The sequence below is a fragment of the Brenneria tiliae genome (genome assembly GCF_023347575.1).
Lineage (GTDB): Bacteria > Pseudomonadota > Gammaproteobacteria > Enterobacterales > Enterobacteriaceae > Brenneria > Brenneria corticis.
The window spans coordinates 120,530-136,430 of the sequence record NZ_JAKPCB010000092.1; the positions used below are offsets into that span (position 1 = coordinate 120,530).

Consider the following 15,901-nt stretch of genomic DNA (forward strand, 5'->3'; position numbering starts at 1 on the left):
GCGTCAGTTTTTTTTGCCGGGAAGGTAGGGGAAATGCGTAACGTTATCGCCCAGTTCGGAAATCCTGGCGCTGCCCTTTTCAGTGACGGCGTCGATACGGATCACCGCCTGTAAGGGAATGAAGCTGCGGCTGACGCCGGAAAATTCGGTTTTCAGCTTTTCGGTGGAGGGGTCGACCAGTAGCGTTGATTGGCTGTCGAAGACGAAATCGGCGATCTCAATAAAGCCAAACAGATTGCTGGGGACCAATTCACGCACGTAAAGCTGGTAGTTTTTACCATTATTCATAAACTGAATACGATAAAGCGCGGGTTCATTGCTCATTCAACCATACTCTCCTTCAACATATTTTATGTGCCGATCAACAAACCAAACGGGCCGCTAACATAGCATGAAGCATCGGTATGCGCATCTGCCGCACCCGATGTTGTTTATCTTCCTCACAATCCCCTACACTGAATAAATATAACGGTTGGAGAGAGATAAGCTGATGCCGGGTTTCCTTCTATACCGCCCTGTCTTATAGAATAAGGACAATTTATGCTTTGGTCGTTTATCGCCGTGCTCTTTTCCGGCTGGCTGTATGTTGATGCCAGCTATCGTGGTCCGGTATGGCAGCGCTGGCTGTTTAAACCCGTTACCTTATTATTGCTGCTGGCGCTGGCCTGGCAAACGCCGCTGCTGAGCGCGCCGGGCTATCTGATCGTCATTGGGCTGCTGGCCTCGCTGGTTGCCGATACCCTGCTGTTGCTGCCGACGCAGCGCATTCTCTATGCCTTCGGCGCCTACTTTCTCGCGCATCTGCTGTATACCGTCAGCTTTTTCACCAGCCAGATAACGCTCACCTTCTTCTGGCCGCTGGCGCTGGCGCTGATCGTTCTGGCGGCGGTGCTGATAGTGATTATCTGGAGCCGCCTGGATACGCAGCGCTGGCCGGTGTGCGCGTTTATCGTTATGACCACGCTGATGGTCTGGGTGGCCGGCGAGCGTTATTTTGCCCTCGGCACGGACTATAATTTCTCGTTGCTGGCCGGCAGCGCGCTGCTGTTTATCGCCCATGCGGCCTGGCTTATTCATCATTATCGGATCAATTTCCGCGCCCATCAGGCGGTGGTGGCGGCCTGCTATTTCGGCGGCCATTTCCTGATCGTTCGTTCGCTCTATTTTTAATCCCTGGCGGGTAAGCGAATCGCTGGATTAGCCTGATACGAGGGTGTAAAGTTGGCGATGAGAATCACTATCATCAACTCGGGAGGAAGATATGCATTCTCATCAGCATCACCAGCACGGCGCTGAAAAATCGGCCTGCTGCCATAAGCACGCCCGCCAATCGTCACGGGTTGAAAAAAGCTGCTGTGCGGTAAAGCGCGCATCAGGCGCCGTCGCCAATACCGGCCGCGGACCGGAGCTGAGCGCGGAAAGCGGCGATAATGCCGATTCGGACGATCCCGACGGCGGCGATAGCGACCGACCCGCCGGGCATCAGCGTTTCAGTTGGAAAGTCAGCGGGATGGATTGCCCAAGCTGCGCGCGCAAAGTTGAAAATGCCGTAAAAAATCTCACCGGAATAGAACAGGCCAAGGTACTGTTCGCCACCGAAAAACTGGTTGTCGATGCCCGCCGCGACGTACGAGACCAGGTCCAATACGCCGTTAAGCAAGCCGGTTTTACCTTGCAGGATATCATTCCGCACACGCCTCTTTTTCCTGATTCGCGCCGTTTTATCGATGAATACGGCTTCCTGGCGCTGTTCGCCTTGCTGGCGGCGGCAAGCTGGGGACTTTCGCTGGTTAGCGAGTCCGGCGGGCGCATCGCTTTTATCGCCACCACGCTGGTCGGGCTGGTGCCGATCCTGAAAAAAGCGTGGCGGCTTATCCGCTCCGGCACCCCTTTTGCCATTGAAACCCTGATGAGCGTGGCCGCGGTCGGCGCATTACTGATTGGCGCCGCCACGGAAGCCACGGTCGTGCTGCTGCTCTTTATGCTGGGCGAACAGTTGGAGTCCTATGCCGCCCACCGCGCCCGTCGAGGGGTCAGCGCCTTAATGGCGTTGATCCCCGAAGAGGCCACGGTGGTCAGAAATGAACGCCGCGTCCGCGTGCCGATCGCCCAGCTGTTTCCCGGCGATATTATTGAAGTCGCTCCCGGCGACCGGCTGCCGGCCGATGCCGTATTGCTGACCGCCGGCGCCAGTTTTGACGAAAGCGCGCTGACCGGGGAGTCGGTTCCGGTTGAACGGGTACGGGACGAGAAGGTGGCGGCGGGCTGCCTGTGCGTTGACCGGATGGTGCAGCTGCGGGTGGTTTCAACGCCGGGCAATAGCGCGATTGACCGTATTCTGCAATTGATCGAACAGGCGGAAGAGCGCCGGGCGCCGATAGAGCGCTTCCTCGATCGTTTCAGCCGTTACTACACGCCGGCTATTATGCTGCTGTCGTTGCTGGTTATTCTGATTCCGCCGCTGTTGCTGGCGCAGCCCTGGCAGGAATGGATCTACCGCGGGTTGACGCTGTTGCTGATCGGCTGTCCCTGCGCGCTGGTGATATCCACCCCGGCGGCGGTCGCTTCCGGCCTTGCCGCGGCGACCCGCCAGGGGGCGCTGATTAAGGGCGGGGCGGCGCTGGAGTCGCTGGGCGGCATCCGTACCGTCGCCTTTGATAAAACCGGCACGCTGACCGAAGGCAAACCGCAGGTTACGGATATTGTGCCCGCCGCCGGCGTCAGCGAGGCCGCTCTGCTGGCGCGTACCGCGGCGGTGGAGTCGGGTTCGCGCCATCCGCTGGCGAAAGCCATCGTGCGGCGGGCGCTGGCGGCGAGCGCGTTTCTGCCCGTCGCGGAGCAGCGGGGGATGCTGGCGGGCATCGGCGTGGCGGGGACGATCGCCGGCAAACGCCTTCAGGTCAGCTCCCCGGCCAGGCTGGCGGCAGGCACGCTGGATGCTGACTGGCGGCAACGCGTCGATGCCTTGGAAAATGAAGGGAAAACGGTGGTGGTGGTGCAGGAGGAGAGCCGCGTGCTCGGTTTGCTGGCGCTGCGGGATACGCTGCGTAGCGATGCGCGATCCGCGCTGGGTCGGCTCCAGGCGCTGAATATCCGCTGCGTGATGCTGACCGGGGACAACCCGCGAGCCGCCGCGGCCATCGCCGGCGAGCTGGGCATTGATTTCCGCGCCGGTTTGCTGCCGGCGGATAAAGTGACGGCCATCGGCGAACTTAATCGGCAACGTCCCACCGCCATGGTGGGGGACGGCATTAACGACGCCCCGGCGATGAAGGCGGCGACCATCGGCATCGCCATGGGCAGCGGCACGGACGTGGCGCTGGAAACCGCCGACGCCGCCTTGACCCACAGCCGTCTGGATGGGCTGGCCGCGATGATCCGGCTGTCGCGGGCGACGAACCGCAATATTCGCCAAAACGTTACCATCGCCCTGGGGCTGAAAGCGCTGTTTCTCATCACCAGCATTATGGGGATCACCGGGCTGTGGCTGGCGGTGCTGGCGGACTCCGGCGCCACGGCGCTGGTTACCGCCAACGCGCTGCGCTTGCTGAAGAAACGGGACGGGTAAAGGCGGTCAGGCTGTTGGCAAAGCACCGGGCTTTGCCGGCACGCGGCGCTTATCCCCCTTTGCGCAGCAAATACCGATACGGCAATTGCTCGGTGACCTGCGCCAGCAGCTCGTGCTCCATATAACGGCAGAAACCGGGAATATCGCGGGTGGTCGCCGGGTCGTCCGCCAGCACCAGCAGCGTTTGCCCGGTCGCCATCTGGCGTACCGCTTTGCGTACCATCATCACGGGTTCCGGGCAGCGCAGCCCCTGGGCGTCAAGGGTTATGTCGGGATTGGCGAAGAGGTCGGTCATCAGGGCTCTCGGTGATAGATGGCAATAAAAACCGCCATAGTTTACGCCGGGGATTTTTCGGCGCAAGCCGCGACAACGTTTGCGTAAAAAACAACCATTGCATTGCCGAAGCAAATGCGTATTATGCGCCGCAAGCGGCGGCCCGGAAGGGCGGCGGCTAAAAAAGAGCAGGACGTTTCTTGGGTTCCCTCACCCCAATAACCAAAAAGGTCGCATATATGTATGGTTTTACTCCCCGGCAGCGGCTTGCGGCGCTGATCTGGCTTGCGTTGTTTCATATTCTGATCATTACTTCCAGTAATTATCTGGTACAGCTCCCGGTGTCGATTTTTGGTTTTCATACCACCTGGGGCGCCTTCACTTTTCCGTTTATTTTTCTGGCCACCGATCTGACCGTAAGGATCTTCGGCGCACCGCTGGCGCGGCGTATCATTCTGACCGTGATGGCGCCCGCCCTGCTGATCTCCTATCTGGTGTCGGCCCTGTTTTACCAGGGAGCGTGGCAGTCATTCGGCGCGCTGGGGCAGCTCAATATCATCGTGGCCCGCATCGCCTGCGCCAGCTTTATGGCGTACGTGCTGGGGCAGATTCTGGATGTGCACGTTTTCAACCGGCTGCGGCGGCGCAACGCCTGGTGGGTGGCCCCGGCGGTATCCACCGTCTTCGGCAACCTCTGCGATACGCTGGCCTTTTTCTTTATCGCCTTTTATCGCAGCAGCGATCCTTTTATGGCCGCCAACTGGATTGAAATCGCCCTGGTGGACTACACTTTCAAGCTGCTGATCAGCCTGCTTTTCTTCCTGCCGATGTATGGCGTTATGCTGAATATGGTGCTGAAACGCCTGAGCGAACAGCAGCCCGGCACGCCTTATCGTCCCGCGGCGAGTCGCCGCTAGGCCGGTATCGCAGCAATAGACGGCCGCAAACTGGCTGTTTTTACCGATCGAATAGCGTGCGATAATGTTTTATCCGTTCCAATAAAAAGAGAAAGGGAACCCTAATGCCGAATGTAGTGAAATACCTCGCAATGAGCCTGTTGGTTGTTATGCTTGCCGCCTGCGACGGCGATGCGAAAGACGCCGCGCCGGCGCAGGACAAACCGGCGGCGGAAGCGGCGACCGGCCAGAATATTGAATTGCTGTCCGGCAAGGTTGCCTTTACCCTGCCGGCCGATATGAGCGATCAAAGCGGTAAACTGGGTACTCAGGCCAATAATATGCACGTTTACGCCAATGCCAGCGGGCAAAAGGCGGCGATCGTGATTCTGGGCGATAACACCACCGAAGAGTTATCGGTGCTGACGCAGCGTCTGGAAGATCAGCAGCGCACGCGTGACGCCAATCTCCAGGTGGTGACCAACAAAACCATCGAGGTGGACGGGCAGAAACTGCAACAGCTGGACAGCATTATCACCAGCAGCGGCCAGCAGGCTTATTCATCTGTGGTGCTGGGCAAGGTGGACGATCGTCTGCTGACGCTGCAAATTACGCTGCCGGCGGATAACCAGCAGCAGGCGCAGGCCGAAGCGGAAAGCATTATTCAGACGCTGAAGCTGAAATAAGCCGTATCCCCTTCATTTTTCAGGCCGCAGGGTTCTCCTGCCGCCTGAAACCCATGGGGGAAACGCCGGTTGGAAAAAAACGCCGCTGGATGGCGCGTGATACCTGTCCGATAATTGGCGCTTCGCGTAATCCCCTCACCGAGCCGATTTGCGCATTCTTTTATTTTAACTTTTGATATCAATATAATGACCCGTTCTCCCCGATCGACAGCTTGGCTGCGCGTCGTCAGCCTTGCTTTGGCTGCGTTTATTTTTAACACCGCTGAATTTGTTCCCGTCGCTTTACTGTCCGACATTTCCGTCAGCTTTTCGATGAGCGCCGCGCAGGTGGGGTTAATCATCACCATCTATGCCTGGGTGGTGGGCGTCATGTCGCTGCCCTGTATGCTGCTTTCCAGCAATATGGAGCGTAAACGGCTGTTGATTAAGATTTTTATTCTGTTTGTCGCCAGCAATCTGTTATCCGGCCTGGCGTGGAACTTCTGGGTATTGGTGATCGCCCGTATCGGCGTGGCGCTGTCCCACGCGGTTTTCTGGTCGATAACGGCATCGCTGGCGGTGCGTCTGGCGCCCAGGGATAAAAAAGCGCAGGCGCTGAGCCTGCTGGCGACGGGAACCGCGCTGGCGATGGTGCTGGGCCTGCCTTTAGGCCGGGTGATCGGCCAGTATTTAGGCTGGCGCGTCACTTTTTCGATTATCGGCGCGGTTGCCGCTGTGGTTATGCTGGTGATGATGAAACTGTTGCCCGAGCTGCCCAGCAGTCATGCCGGTTCGCTGAAAAGCGTGCCGGAGCTGTTTAAACGGCCGGCGCTGCTCTGCGTCTATGGTTTAACGGTGGTGGTGGTCACCGCCCATTTTACCGCTTACAGCTACATCGAACCCTTTGTGCAAAAGGTGGCGTTGATGAGCGACGGCTTTATCACCGCGCTGCTGCTGCTATTCGGCGGCGCCGGGATCCTCGGCAGCATGCTGTTCAGCCGCTATAGCAACAAATATCCGGCGGGGTTTTTGATCGCCGCCATCGCGTTATTGTTCCTGTGCCTGCTGCTGCTGTTGCCGCTTTCCTTCAGTCGCGCCAGCCTGTCGCTGGTATGCTTCGTCTGGGGCGTGGCGATTATGGCCATCGGTCTGAGTATGCAGGTCAAAGTCCTGACGTTGGCCCCCGATGCGACGGACGTCGCCATGGCGCTGTTTTCCGGCATTTATAATGTCGGCATCGGCGGCGGCGCGTTGCTCGGCAATCAGGTGATTACCCACCTGAACCTGACGGAAATCGGTTTTATCGGCGCCGCGCTGGCGCTGATCGCGCTGGGATGGTGTATTTTTATTTTCAGGCGTTATGCTCAAGCTTTAGACAATTCGGTTATCAACTGATTGCCGGTTTTCAGGTGAGGGGGGTTATGGGGTCACAGTATGCGCGTCTGATTACCCTGGCGGCGATTGGGGCGACAACCGTCGCGCTCCTGTTGTTTATCATGAAGCTGTTTGCCTGGTGGTACACCGGGTCGGTGAGTCTGCTGGCGTCGCTGGTGGATTCTCTGGTGGATATCGCCGCGTCGCTGGTGAATCTTCTGGTGGTGCGCTACTCGCTGCAGCCGGCGGACCCCGAACATACGTTCGGCCACGGCAAGGCGGAGTCGCTGGCGGCGCTGGCGCAGAGCATGTTTATTTCCGGCTCCGCCCTGTTTCTTATTTTGACCGGCTTACAGCATACGATGACCCCCCGGACGCTGCACGCGCCGGAGGTGGGAATAGGGGTGACGGTTATCGCTTTAGCGTCAACCCTGTCGCTGGTGGCCTTTCAGCGCTGGGTGGTTAAACGCACCGGGAGCCAGGCGGTGCGGGCGGATATGCTGCACTACCAGTCCGACCTGCTGATGAACGGCGCGATACTGGCGGCGCTGGTATTAAGCTGGCGGGGCGAGACCCACGCCGATGCGCTGTTTGCGCTGGGCATCGGGGTTTATATTCTGTACAGTGCGCTGCGTATGGGCTACCAGGCCGTGCAGTCGCTGCTGGATCGCGCGTTGCCGGATAATGAGCGCGACGCTATCGTTAATATTATCACCGGCTGGCCGGGAATCCGCGGCGCGCACGCTTTACGCACCCGCCGCGCCGGGCCTACCCGGTTTATCCAACTGCATCTGGAGATGGATGACGCGCTGCCCCTGGTGCAAGCGCATCAGATTGCCGACGATCTGGAACAGGCGTTGCTAAGGCGATTCCCCGGTTCTGATATTATTATCCATCAGGATCCGGTTTCGTCGGTGCCTGAAGAGCAAAGGGGGCTATTGAATGTGTAGCTCGGCGTCGGTCCGGCAGAGATTCCCCGCCGGTTTATGCGTGAAACAGCATGGATCGTGAAAATTACAGCATAATTTTGCCTGACCTGAATCAATTCAGCCGCCGGTATTTGTTATAATATGCCTCTATTAAAAATTTAGAGGGATGCCGTCGACATAACGGGCGACGGTCCATTGGCGATAGAAAAATCCTGCGAAATTACATCTACAAGTCCAGAGGTTGTCATGATTAAAAGAATCGGAGTACTGACGAGTGGTGGTGATGCACCCGGTATGAATGCGGCAATTCGCGGTGTGGTACGTGCCGCGCTGACGGAAGGGTTGGAGGTTTTCGGCATTTATGACGGCTATCTGGGGTTGTATGAAAATCGGATGGAGCAGTTGGATCGCTACAGCGTGTCGGACGTCATCAACCGCGGCGGTACTTTCCTCGGGTCGGCGCGTTTTCCTGAATTCCGCGAAGAAGACGTGCGCGAAGTCGCCGTGCAGAACATGAAAGACCAGGGGCTTGACGCCCTGGTGGTTATCGGCGGCGACGGTTCCTATATGGGGGCCAAACGCCTGACGGAAATGGGTTTTCCCTGTATCGGCCTGCCCGGCACCATTGATAACGACGTGGCGGGCACCGACTACACCATCGGTTATTTCACCGCGCTGGAAACGGTGCTGGAAGCGATTGACCGCCTGCGTGACACCTCTTCATCGCACCAGCGTATTTCCATCGTGGAAGTGATGGGACGCCACTGCGGCGATTTGACGCTGGCGGCGGCGATCGCCGGCGGCTGTGAGTTTATCGTGCTGCCGGAAGTGCCGTTCAGCCCGGAAGATCTGGTGAGCGAGATCCAGGCCGGTATCGATAAAGGCAAGAAACACGCCATTGTGGCGATCACCGAACATATTTGCGATATCGGCGAGCTGGCCAAGTATATCCAGCAGGAAACCGGTCGCGATACGCGTTCCACGGTGCTGGGGCATATTCAGCGCGGCGGCTCTCCGGTGGCCTATGACCGTATTCTGGCCTCCCGCATGGGCGCGTATTCGATAGAACTGCTGTTGCAGGGCTACGGCGGCCGCTGCGTCGGTATCCAGAATGAAAAGCTGGTGCACCATGACATTATCGACGCCATTGAGAACATGAAGCGCCCCTTCAAGGGCGACTGGCTGGAAACGGCCAAAAAGCTGTTCTGATGCCGCGCCGCGCTTTCGCCTGAATCTCGCACTATCCCGCTGTTGCCAGCGGGATTTTTATTTTTAACGCCTTGCTTTTGCCGATCGTCGGGGGAACATCGCGCAGCCCGGCGGCGATATATAACTGAAAGATATATAAAAAAGGCATTTATTATTTTTTACCGGCGTTCAAAGCTGTTAGCCTGCAAATTACCCTTTCCCTCCTTAATGGTTCTGTCCATTCGCCGCTATGAATATCGATCTTCGCCAGTTGCGCCACTTTATCGCCCTGATTGAGCATCGCAATTTCACGTCGGCGGCGCAGGCGACGAAACTTTCCCAGTCGGCGTTCAGCCGCAGTATCCAGTCGCTGGAACAGACCATCGGCGCTCGCCTGATCGATCGCAATAACCAACTGGAGCCTACGCCCAAAGGGCTGATCGTGCTGGAACATGCGCGCCGCCTGATTAATCAGACCCACGATCTGTTCAACGACGTGCAGCAGTTCAACGGCAAAGAGGCCGGAGAGGTGCGCTTCGGCTGCGGACCCGCGCCGGCGGCCTGGCTGATGCCGCAGGTGATCGGCGCCTTTTCCCGCCAGTATCCCAAGGCAAGGATGGTGTTTCGCGTCGATAACTGGCAGGCGCTGGGCCATCGGCTGACGGCGGAAGAGCTGGCGTTTATCGTGGCGGATACGCGCAACTTTGAATTCGACGCCCGCTATCAGGTGCAGCCGCTGAGCCAGCACCGCTGGGGATTCTGCTGCCGCGAGGGGCACCCTTTGGCGGCGTTCGACGAGATCACCGTCGACCAGCTGTTCGCCTATCCGCTGGCGGCCACCATTCGTCCGCCCAATCTCCATCGCGCGTTGGTGCAGCTCAGCGGCAAGCAGGACATTCGCACCAGCATCGAGTGTGAAAACGGCTATAGCCTGCTGGACGTGGTGCGCCATTCGGACGCCATCGGCACCACCAACCATTTCCATATACCCAAGCAACAGGGTATCCACATGTTGAAAATCGCCGGTCTGGATGACGACGCCGACGAGTTTTATACCCACTACGGCATCATCTATCTGGCGGACGCCCGCCTGCCGCTGCTGGCGCGCAAACTGATTGAAACCTTCACGCAGGTCGATCATGACCTGCATGGTTCCGCGGTATCGCTATAACGGCGTAACGCTGAAATCGCTGATCGCCTGCCGCGAGTACACGGTGCGGAAACCGAAATGGCCCGGCGCGGGCGCCGCCGGATACGCGGCGCGAAAATAGAGGGCGTCATCCACCAGAAAGCGGGTTTCGCGGCGATCGACCTCAATAACCACCTGGTAACGATGATTGGGCCGCAGCAGATGGTCGGCGTCGGTATATTCTCCCAGCAGCGCGCGTTCCCCCTGTCCGTTGTAGTAACGAAAGCGCGTGGTGCTGTTCCAGTTGCCGCCCATGCCGACATAGTACAAATCCAGATTGTCGTACTCGCTCAGCCGGCCGTGGCGCGTAAAGAGGTTGCTATGGGCCGGATCGCGCGCCGCCCAGAACTGGTTGAGATCGGACAGGCGATCGTGCGGGCCGTCGGCCACCAGCACTTCGCGCGCAAAGGCGATGCGGTAGGCGCCGGCAAGCGGCGCGTCCAGCCACAGCGTCAGCCCGGCCGCGCTCTCCAGCGTCAGGCGTTCGGCATCGGCCTGGATGGCCGTGCGCTGGGGATCTTCCTGCTCCACCCGCCAGAGCAAGGGCTGACCGCGCTGGTCGGTTGACCAGGTGAGCGCGTAGCGGTGCGGATCCTCCGCCGCCTCGCGCTTGTTATCCGCGCCGGCCGGGTGCGTTTCCTGAAGTGAAGACAATAGGGTGGTGCTTTCAGTGCAACCTGAATACGTCATTTTGATGTCCTGTTTACTCTCCGCCTGCCCGGCGGAATCAATGTGAGGAAGGGATATCGTCCAACAAGGCCAGCAAGGCGATGGCCGCCAGCCCCCACTGCGCCACGGCGTTTGTCGCCAGATTGGACGCGATGGCGCTGTCCGAATGTTTGTCGATTAACGAGTCGACCACGGCCTCGTCAATCGGATAGAGCGCCTCGGGCGGCGCAATGCGCCGCAGCGCTCGTCCCGGATTGGCAATGCCGCCGCTGCCGTCGTTGAACTCGGTCCAGGCCCGCTGCGCCAGCGCCCGATCGCGCAGACGCCAGGCGGCGAAGGCGGTCAGCCGGGCGTGGCCCTGCGCCAGATTAAGTTTCTTCACCGGTTTGCCGACAAAGGCGCTTAAGGCGACGGGGTCATTGTATAGCCGGCAGTAATCCAGCCAGGCGCGGGTAAAGGCAGGATCCGGCAGCACCTCAAGCAGTTCGCCGGCGATCTCCGCCAGGCCGAAGACGGCGCTCAGGTGGGAGATGGCAACCTGGTCCGGCGGCGCGGGGGAAAAGCGGCCGCTGTCCGGATCGATGTCGGCGACGCCGGTGAAAAAGCCGTGCGGCTGGGCGGCGATGGTTTGCATGCTATTCAGCAGGCGGTCGCGCATCGCCGGATCGCCGTGCCGCTCCCAGGCCGTCAGCCAGGCCGCGGCCACGGCGCCCCAGTCGGTGCCGAAATAGAGGCTGACGTGATGCGGCGCGGCGGGCAGGGTCTGTCCGATCTTGCGGCCGGGCACCACGTCGCGCAGGGCGCGCACGCCTTCGATCTGCTCATCCATCAGTTCGCCGATGCGCTCATCGGCGGTGAGGTAGTAGAGAAAACGGCGGTTGGCCGCGGTGGAGATCCTAAGCTGTTTGGCGCTGTCTCCCCAGTGGCGCACGTTGTGCCGCGAGCCCAAGGGACGGAAGCGCCCTATATGGTAAACGTCCACCTCGCCGGTATGGCGGGTCATGGCCTCCGCCATGCGGAACGCCTCCGCCCGGCCGCTGTGCAGGAAGTAGTGCCACAGCCACAGGTCGGTGCTGAGCTCCGAGTTATCCCAGGCATAGCCCCCGACGTCGTAACGCCAGACGTGACGGTCGCTGTCATAGGTGTGCATCACGTCGCCAAAGTCCCAGAAGCCGTACCATTTGCGCTGTTCCACCTCCTGGCGATAGAAATCGAAATACCAGGCCAGCTGGTTTTCCAACTGCGCGCGTTGCGGCGAGGAGGCCGAGGCCGGGGCCCATAGCGGGCCGAACGCCCTGGCGCGGGACAGATCCTGCGCCTGCGCCACCAGCAGCGGAGGCTGTTGCATGCGCTGCGCCAGCGCGGCGAAACCGGCGTTGTCCGGCGTGGCGGCGAGAATATCGATAAACAGCTCGCTGGTGCGCGCCACGCCGAGCGGCGAGGTAAAGCCGGGTTCGTAATCCTCGTAGGTGATCTCCAGCCCTTCGCGCTGCGCGGCGAAGGTATCCTGTCCCAGGCCGTCGTGGTAGAAGCGCATATCCATCGGCTCCGCCGTGGGCGACCACAGCCATAGCGTCACCGTCGCCAGGGCGGTGTGGGCGTTATTAATCTCCAGGCAGGCCGGGTAGCTCTGCCAGAAGTTGCGGATGCCGAACGCCACGCCGCCCTGCGGCGTGCCCAGATAGCCGACGCCCGCCGCCCGATCGCCGGTGGCGGACAGCAGCCAGCCTTGCCCCTCTTTGGTTCGTTTGTGGATCTGAAAGCCATCGGGATGATGCTGCGTCAGCCGATAGCTGCCGAACGCCGGGATATGATGCAGCCGTTTCCCCACCGCCGGGGGAAACTCCGCTACCGGCGGCGTCGCTTTGCCGCTCAGCTGCGCGTCGATAACGGCGGCGCCGGCATTGCGGCGCAGCCCGGTAAGGCCGCGCACCGCTTCGCGGAACACGCCGCCCCGATCGGAGGCGAAGCGTACGTGGCGATCGTGCAGCTCCCCCTGCAAGGGAACGTCGAACGCCAGCCCCAATCCCTTCAGACTCTGGTCGGGGTCATCGTGGTCATAGATCAGGGTATGCACCACGCGCAGCGACGCGGAGTCGGCATAGCCATACAGCCGAATCACAAACGGGATGCGCGTGATGCCCTGCCGCTGGCGATGATGGTGGGCGCCGCGCAGCGCGATGACCGTCCGTTGCGGCCCGCGCTGTTCCACCGTCACCGTCTCGACCTGGCCCTGATACTCATCCAGCGTCAGCACCGTATCGCTCTCTGCGCCGGCCTGCACGCGCAGCACCAGCCGTCCGTGCGTCAATGCCAGCCGCCGGTCCTGCCAGACTTCCTCAATCAGGTGGGGGCCGGATTTGGGGATCAGGCAGCGGATACGGCCGGTATCCACCGTCCATCCGCGATCGTTTTCGCCGACCATTTCCGCCGCGGGGGCGGACGCCGGCGGGGCGGGCCGCAGCGTCAGCTTTTCGCCGGGAGGCTGCCGGCCCCCCAGCGCGTGGGCCGACCACTTGATGGAGCCGTCGGGCCAGCGGGCGAGGGGCCAGCTTTGCAGCGAATTAACGTGCTGTTGCCCGTCCCACAGCTGGAAGTCGCTGTCGCCGCGCACCTCTCCTTGCGGCCAGGGAACGCCCCAGGTGACGCCGGCGAAAGAACGCGGAGCCTGCCCGTCCAGCCAGCGCAGGCGCACCTGCGGCGCCGTGGCGGCGGGCGCGCTGTGCTCCGCCGGAGCCGCCGCCGCGCTTTTCCACAACGGCGTCGACAGCGCCAGCAACGTGCCGTCGCGCAGGAAACGCCGGCGTGAATAGGAGATCTTGCTCATCGAATCAGCCCTTGAAATCGTAACCGAAGGTCACGCCGAAGGTGCGCGGCTCGCCCAATACGCCGTACGCCGAGCCGTAGTCGCCGGACTTGGTGGTGCGGTAGTAGGTTTTATCCAGCGCGTTTTTCAGCCACAGCGACACATGCCAGCCGTTGCCGCCCTGTTTGCCGCTCAGGCCGGTCGACAGATTGAGTACGCCATAGGCGGATTTGCGGGTGAATTCGGAGTTATCCACCGTGCCGTAGGCGGCGCTGCGCCACGCCCACTGTCCGGAGACAAAGGCTTGCAGGTTATACGGCGTCTCCCACTCATAGCGTACGCGGGTGTTGTAGCTCAGGCGCGGAGAGTTGAACACCCGCTGGCCGGTGAGATCGCAAGTGGCGGGCGCGCCTGCCAGCAGCGAGACTTCCGCCGGGCATCTGGCGTTGGTGAAGTTGAGATAGCGCGCATCCAGCAAGGTGCCGTTCAGGCTGATGGTCAGCCCGTCGATCGGCCGTAGCGCCAACTGCGACTCCACGCCGCGCGAACGGATTTTCCCGGCGTTGATCAGATAGCTGCTGAGGGTTTCTTCATCATAGGCGGTGGTCTGGAAGTCGGTGACTTCGCTCCAGAACAGCGCGGTGTTCCATTCCACCTTACGTTGCAGCCAGTGGGTTTTCACCCCCAGCTCCGCCGCCCGGGTTTTCTCCGGTTTGATGTACAGAGAGTCGAGCCCCGCCTTTTGCGCCGCGCCGGAGGAGATGTTCAGCCCGCCGGATTTTTCCCCGTAGCCCAGGGTAAGATAGGGAACGACGTTCGGAGTGGCGAACCAGTTCAGGTTCACCATGGCGGACGGCAGGTTATTGGTTTGCTCCAGCAGGCCGGAGTCAAAATCGTTTTTGTTGATACGGCGGAACGATCCTTCTTTCTTCTCGCGGGTATGGCGCAGCCCGACCGTCACGTCCAGCGTATCCGTGGCGTGCCAGGTAGCGCGTCCGTAGGTGGAAAACAGCGTGTCGTCCAGCGCGCCGAAACGCTGAACGAATTTTCCGGTATTTCCCGTCGAGCCGTACCAGTCGGTGACCTGGCTGCCGTCGTAGTAATAGTCGTGCGCGAAGGTATCGAGGTTTTCTCCCCAGTAATCGACGCCCAGCGTATAATCCAGCGCGCCGTTTTTCGGCGAATCCAGCCAGAAGCGCTGCGACCAGGTGCGGTCGCGCACATCCGCGCCGCTGTTGCGGTACAGGGGGATGCTCAGGCCGTCGGCGGTTTTGGGCAGCATGCGGAAATAGCGTATCGACGAAAGGGAGTGCAGGTTGAAGCCGTTGGCGAGCCGCCAGTTGGCTTCCACCGCGCCGCCGCCCTGGGTAACGCGGTTGGAGCTTTCGTCGTCCAGCGCCACCTGGCGCCCCTTGACCACATTCACGCCCAACGCCGAGGCGCGCGCGCGAAACAGATCGACGCCGCCCACTTCGTGACTGTCGATCAACGTCATTACCGGACGGTTGGTGGCGTTGCTGTAGTCGCCGGTAATACGCAGGTTGAAAGCGTCATTGGGCTGATACAGCAATTGGCCGCGGACGCCGTTGCTGGTGCTTCCGCCCAGCTTGTGGCCGTTCTCCACGTTGGTGACGTAGCCGCCTTTTTCGGTGCGGGAAAGGTTGATGCGCCCGGCCCAGCTGTCGCTCAAGGCGCCGGACGCCATCAGTCTGGATTGCAGGTAACCGCGCTGTCCCACCGACTGGCTGATTGAAAATTCCGGCCTGAAGGTGGGTTTGCGGGTGCGGATATCCACCGCGCCCCCGGTGGTGTTAAAGCCGTACAGCATCCCCTGCGGGCCTTTCAGCACGCTGGCGCTTTCGATATCCAGCAGATCGTTGGAGAGCATTCCCGGACGGGAGAGATAGACGCCGTCCTGAAAAAGGCCGACGCTGCTCGGCATGCCGATATTGATTTCGCTGCCGCCGCCGTCGCCGATGCCGCGGATGGTGACGCGGGTATCCATCGCGTCTACCGCCGCGATGTCGATGCCCGTCACCGCCTGGGACAGATCCTCAAAACGATACAGGCGCTCTTCTTCCAGCGTTTGGCCGTCGATAACCGTCGACAGCGTGGCCGGCGGCTGCGCCTGAACGCGCTGGGCGCTCACCTTCACCCGCTTGAGTTGCACCGTGGAACCGGACGTTGCTTGCGCGCCGTTTTTATTCTCGGCGGCGTTTTCGACCAGGGTTGACGTTTCCGCCGATTGCGCGTTCGCCGATAGGGTTAAGGCGCAGCTCATTAAGGCTGGGTGCAGCCATAAATTACGTTTTTTAAAGTTCATGTGCAGTTCCGCATTTAATT

The 15,901-nt window shown here is 60.5% G+C and carries 14 protein-coding genes; 8 read left to right on the plus strand and 6 right to left on the minus strand.

Annotation, left to right across the window (positions count from 1 at the left end; translation table 11 throughout):
* Positions 1-3 precede the first annotated feature (3 nt).
* On the minus strand, positions 4-324 hold the full coding sequence (locus MFP24_RS06710; protein WP_009114875.1) for a DUF1820 family protein: 321 nt from the start codon (positions 322-324) through the stop codon (positions 4-6).
* A 216-nt stretch (positions 325-540) separates the two neighbouring features.
* Here MFP24_RS06710 and MFP24_RS06715 point away from each other — a divergent pair, with 216 nt between their 5' ends.
* Entirely contained in the window at positions 541-1,170 is a 630-nt protein-coding gene (locus MFP24_RS06715) for a lysoplasmalogenase (RefSeq protein WP_249229747.1), read from the plus strand.
* A 91-nt stretch (positions 1,171-1,261) separates the two neighbouring features.
* A complete protein-coding gene (locus MFP24_RS06720) occupies positions 1,262-3,568 on the plus strand; it encodes a zinc/cadmium/mercury/lead-transporting ATPase (RefSeq protein WP_249229746.1) in 2,307 nt (768 codons plus the stop codon).
* A gap of 49 nt (positions 3,569-3,617) precedes the next feature.
* On the opposite strand, the gene tusA is transcribed toward MFP24_RS06720, so the two are convergent.
* Complete coding sequence (gene tusA / locus MFP24_RS06725) at positions 3,618-3,863, minus strand: sulfurtransferase TusA (RefSeq protein ID WP_249229745.1); 246 nt, start codon at positions 3,861-3,863, stop codon at positions 3,618-3,620.
* Between the two features lie 218 nt (positions 3,864-4,081).
* On the opposite strand from tusA, the gene MFP24_RS06730 reads away from it, so the two are divergent.
* Entirely contained in the window at positions 4,082-4,759 is a 678-nt protein-coding gene (locus MFP24_RS06730; RefSeq protein ID WP_249229744.1) for a 7-cyano-7-deazaguanine/7-aminomethyl-7-deazaguanine transporter, read from the plus strand.
* A gap of 104 nt (positions 4,760-4,863) precedes the next feature.
* Complete coding sequence (locus MFP24_RS06735) at positions 4,864-5,424, plus strand: DcrB family lipoprotein (protein ID WP_249229743.1); 561 nt, start codon at positions 4,864-4,866, stop codon at positions 5,422-5,424.
* On the opposite strand, the gene MFP24_RS06740 is transcribed toward MFP24_RS06735, so the two are convergent.
* A complete protein-coding gene (locus MFP24_RS06740) occupies positions 5,403-5,765 on the minus strand; it encodes a hypothetical protein (protein ID WP_249229841.1) in 363 nt (120 codons plus the stop codon). The genes MFP24_RS06735 and MFP24_RS06740 overlap by 22 nt on opposite strands.
* On the opposite strand from MFP24_RS06740, the gene MFP24_RS06745 reads away from it, so the two are divergent.
* The 4 genes from MFP24_RS06745 (at position 5,662) to MFP24_RS06760 (ending at position 10,065) form a co-directional block, all read left to right on the plus strand.
* On the plus strand, positions 5,662-6,798 hold the full coding sequence (locus tag MFP24_RS06745; RefSeq protein ID WP_249229836.1) for a sugar transporter: 1,137 nt from the start codon (positions 5,662-5,664) through the stop codon (positions 6,796-6,798). The genes MFP24_RS06740 and MFP24_RS06745 overlap by 104 nt on opposite strands.
* 26 nt (positions 6,799-6,824) lie before the next feature.
* Positions 6,825-7,727 (plus strand): CDF family cation-efflux transporter FieF, encoded by a 903-nt coding sequence (gene fieF, locus MFP24_RS06750; RefSeq protein WP_249229742.1) that lies wholly within the window; start codon positions 6,825-6,827, stop codon positions 7,725-7,727.
* Positions 7,728-7,952: 225 nt separating this feature from the next.
* Positions 7,953-8,915 carry a 6-phosphofructokinase gene (gene pfkA, locus MFP24_RS06755; RefSeq protein WP_136166616.1) on the plus strand — a complete coding sequence of 321 codons (963 nt, stop codon included), beginning with the start codon at positions 7,953-7,955 and terminating at the stop codon, positions 8,913-8,915.
* A 229-nt stretch (positions 8,916-9,144) separates the two neighbouring features.
* Positions 9,145-10,065, plus strand: coding sequence for a LysR family transcriptional regulator (locus tag MFP24_RS06760; RefSeq protein WP_249229741.1), 921 nt, complete (start codon positions 9,145-9,147; stop codon positions 10,063-10,065).
* Here MFP24_RS06760 and MFP24_RS06765 read toward each other — a convergent pair.
* Genes MFP24_RS06765 through MFP24_RS06775 form a run of 3 tightly spaced genes read right to left on the minus strand, consistent with a single transcriptional unit; the run spans position 10,060 to position 15,881 of the window.
* Positions 10,060-10,773 (minus strand): DUF6250 domain-containing protein, encoded by a 714-nt coding sequence (locus MFP24_RS06765; protein WP_249229740.1) that lies wholly within the window; start codon positions 10,771-10,773, stop codon positions 10,060-10,062. The genes MFP24_RS06760 and MFP24_RS06765 overlap by 6 nt on opposite strands.
* Before the next feature lie 37 nt (positions 10,774-10,810).
* Positions 10,811-13,579, minus strand: coding sequence for an exo-rhamnogalacturonan lyase family protein (locus MFP24_RS06770; RefSeq protein ID WP_249229739.1), 2,769 nt, complete (start codon positions 13,577-13,579; stop codon positions 10,811-10,813).
* Positions 13,580-13,583: 4 nt separating this feature from the next.
* The gene (locus MFP24_RS06775; RefSeq protein WP_249229738.1) at positions 13,584-15,881 is read right to left on the minus strand and encodes a TonB-dependent receptor; all 2,298 of its coding nucleotides are present in this window, start codon (positions 15,879-15,881) and stop codon (positions 13,584-13,586) included.
* Positions 15,882-15,901 lie beyond the last annotated feature (20 nt).

What these genes read in the sequence shown, in the direction of transcription:
- MFP24_RS06710 (WP_009114875.1), bottom strand. Translation starts at nt 324, where the DNA reads ATGAGCAATGAACCCGCGCTTTATCGTATTCAGTTTATGAATAATGGT.
- MFP24_RS06715 (WP_249229747.1), top strand. Translation starts at nt 541, where the DNA reads ATGCTTTGGTCGTTTATCGCCGTGCTCTTTTCCGGCTGGCTGTATGTT.
- MFP24_RS06720 (WP_249229746.1), top strand. Translation starts at nt 1,262, where the DNA reads ATGCATTCTCATCAGCATCACCAGCACGGCGCTGAAAAATCGGCCTGC.
- tusA (WP_249229745.1), bottom strand. Translation starts at nt 3,863, where the DNA reads ATGACCGACCTCTTCGCCAATCCCGACATAACCCTTGACGCCCAGGGG.
- MFP24_RS06730 (WP_249229744.1), top strand. Translation starts at nt 4,082, where the DNA reads ATGTATGGTTTTACTCCCCGGCAGCGGCTTGCGGCGCTGATCTGGCTT.
- MFP24_RS06735 (WP_249229743.1), top strand. Translation starts at nt 4,864, where the DNA reads ATGCCGAATGTAGTGAAATACCTCGCAATGAGCCTGTTGGTTGTTATG.
- MFP24_RS06740 (WP_249229841.1), bottom strand. Translation starts at nt 5,765, where the DNA reads ATGATTAACCCCACCTGCGCGGCGCTCATCGAAAAGCTGACGGAAATG.
- fieF (WP_249229742.1), top strand. Translation starts at nt 6,825, where the DNA reads ATGGGGTCACAGTATGCGCGTCTGATTACCCTGGCGGCGATTGGGGCG.
- pfkA (WP_136166616.1), top strand. Translation starts at nt 7,953, where the DNA reads ATGATTAAAAGAATCGGAGTACTGACGAGTGGTGGTGATGCACCCGGT.
- MFP24_RS06760 (WP_249229741.1), top strand. Translation starts at nt 9,145, where the DNA reads ATGAATATCGATCTTCGCCAGTTGCGCCACTTTATCGCCCTGATTGAG.
- MFP24_RS06765 (WP_249229740.1), bottom strand. Translation starts at nt 10,773, where the DNA reads ATGACGTATTCAGGTTGCACTGAAAGCACCACCCTATTGTCTTCACTT.
- MFP24_RS06770 (WP_249229739.1), bottom strand. Translation starts at nt 13,579, where the DNA reads ATGAGCAAGATCTCCTATTCACGCCGGCGTTTCCTGCGCGACGGCACG.
- MFP24_RS06775 (WP_249229738.1), bottom strand. Translation starts at nt 15,881, where the DNA reads ATGAACTTTAAAAAACGTAATTTATGGCTGCACCCAGCCTTAATGAGC.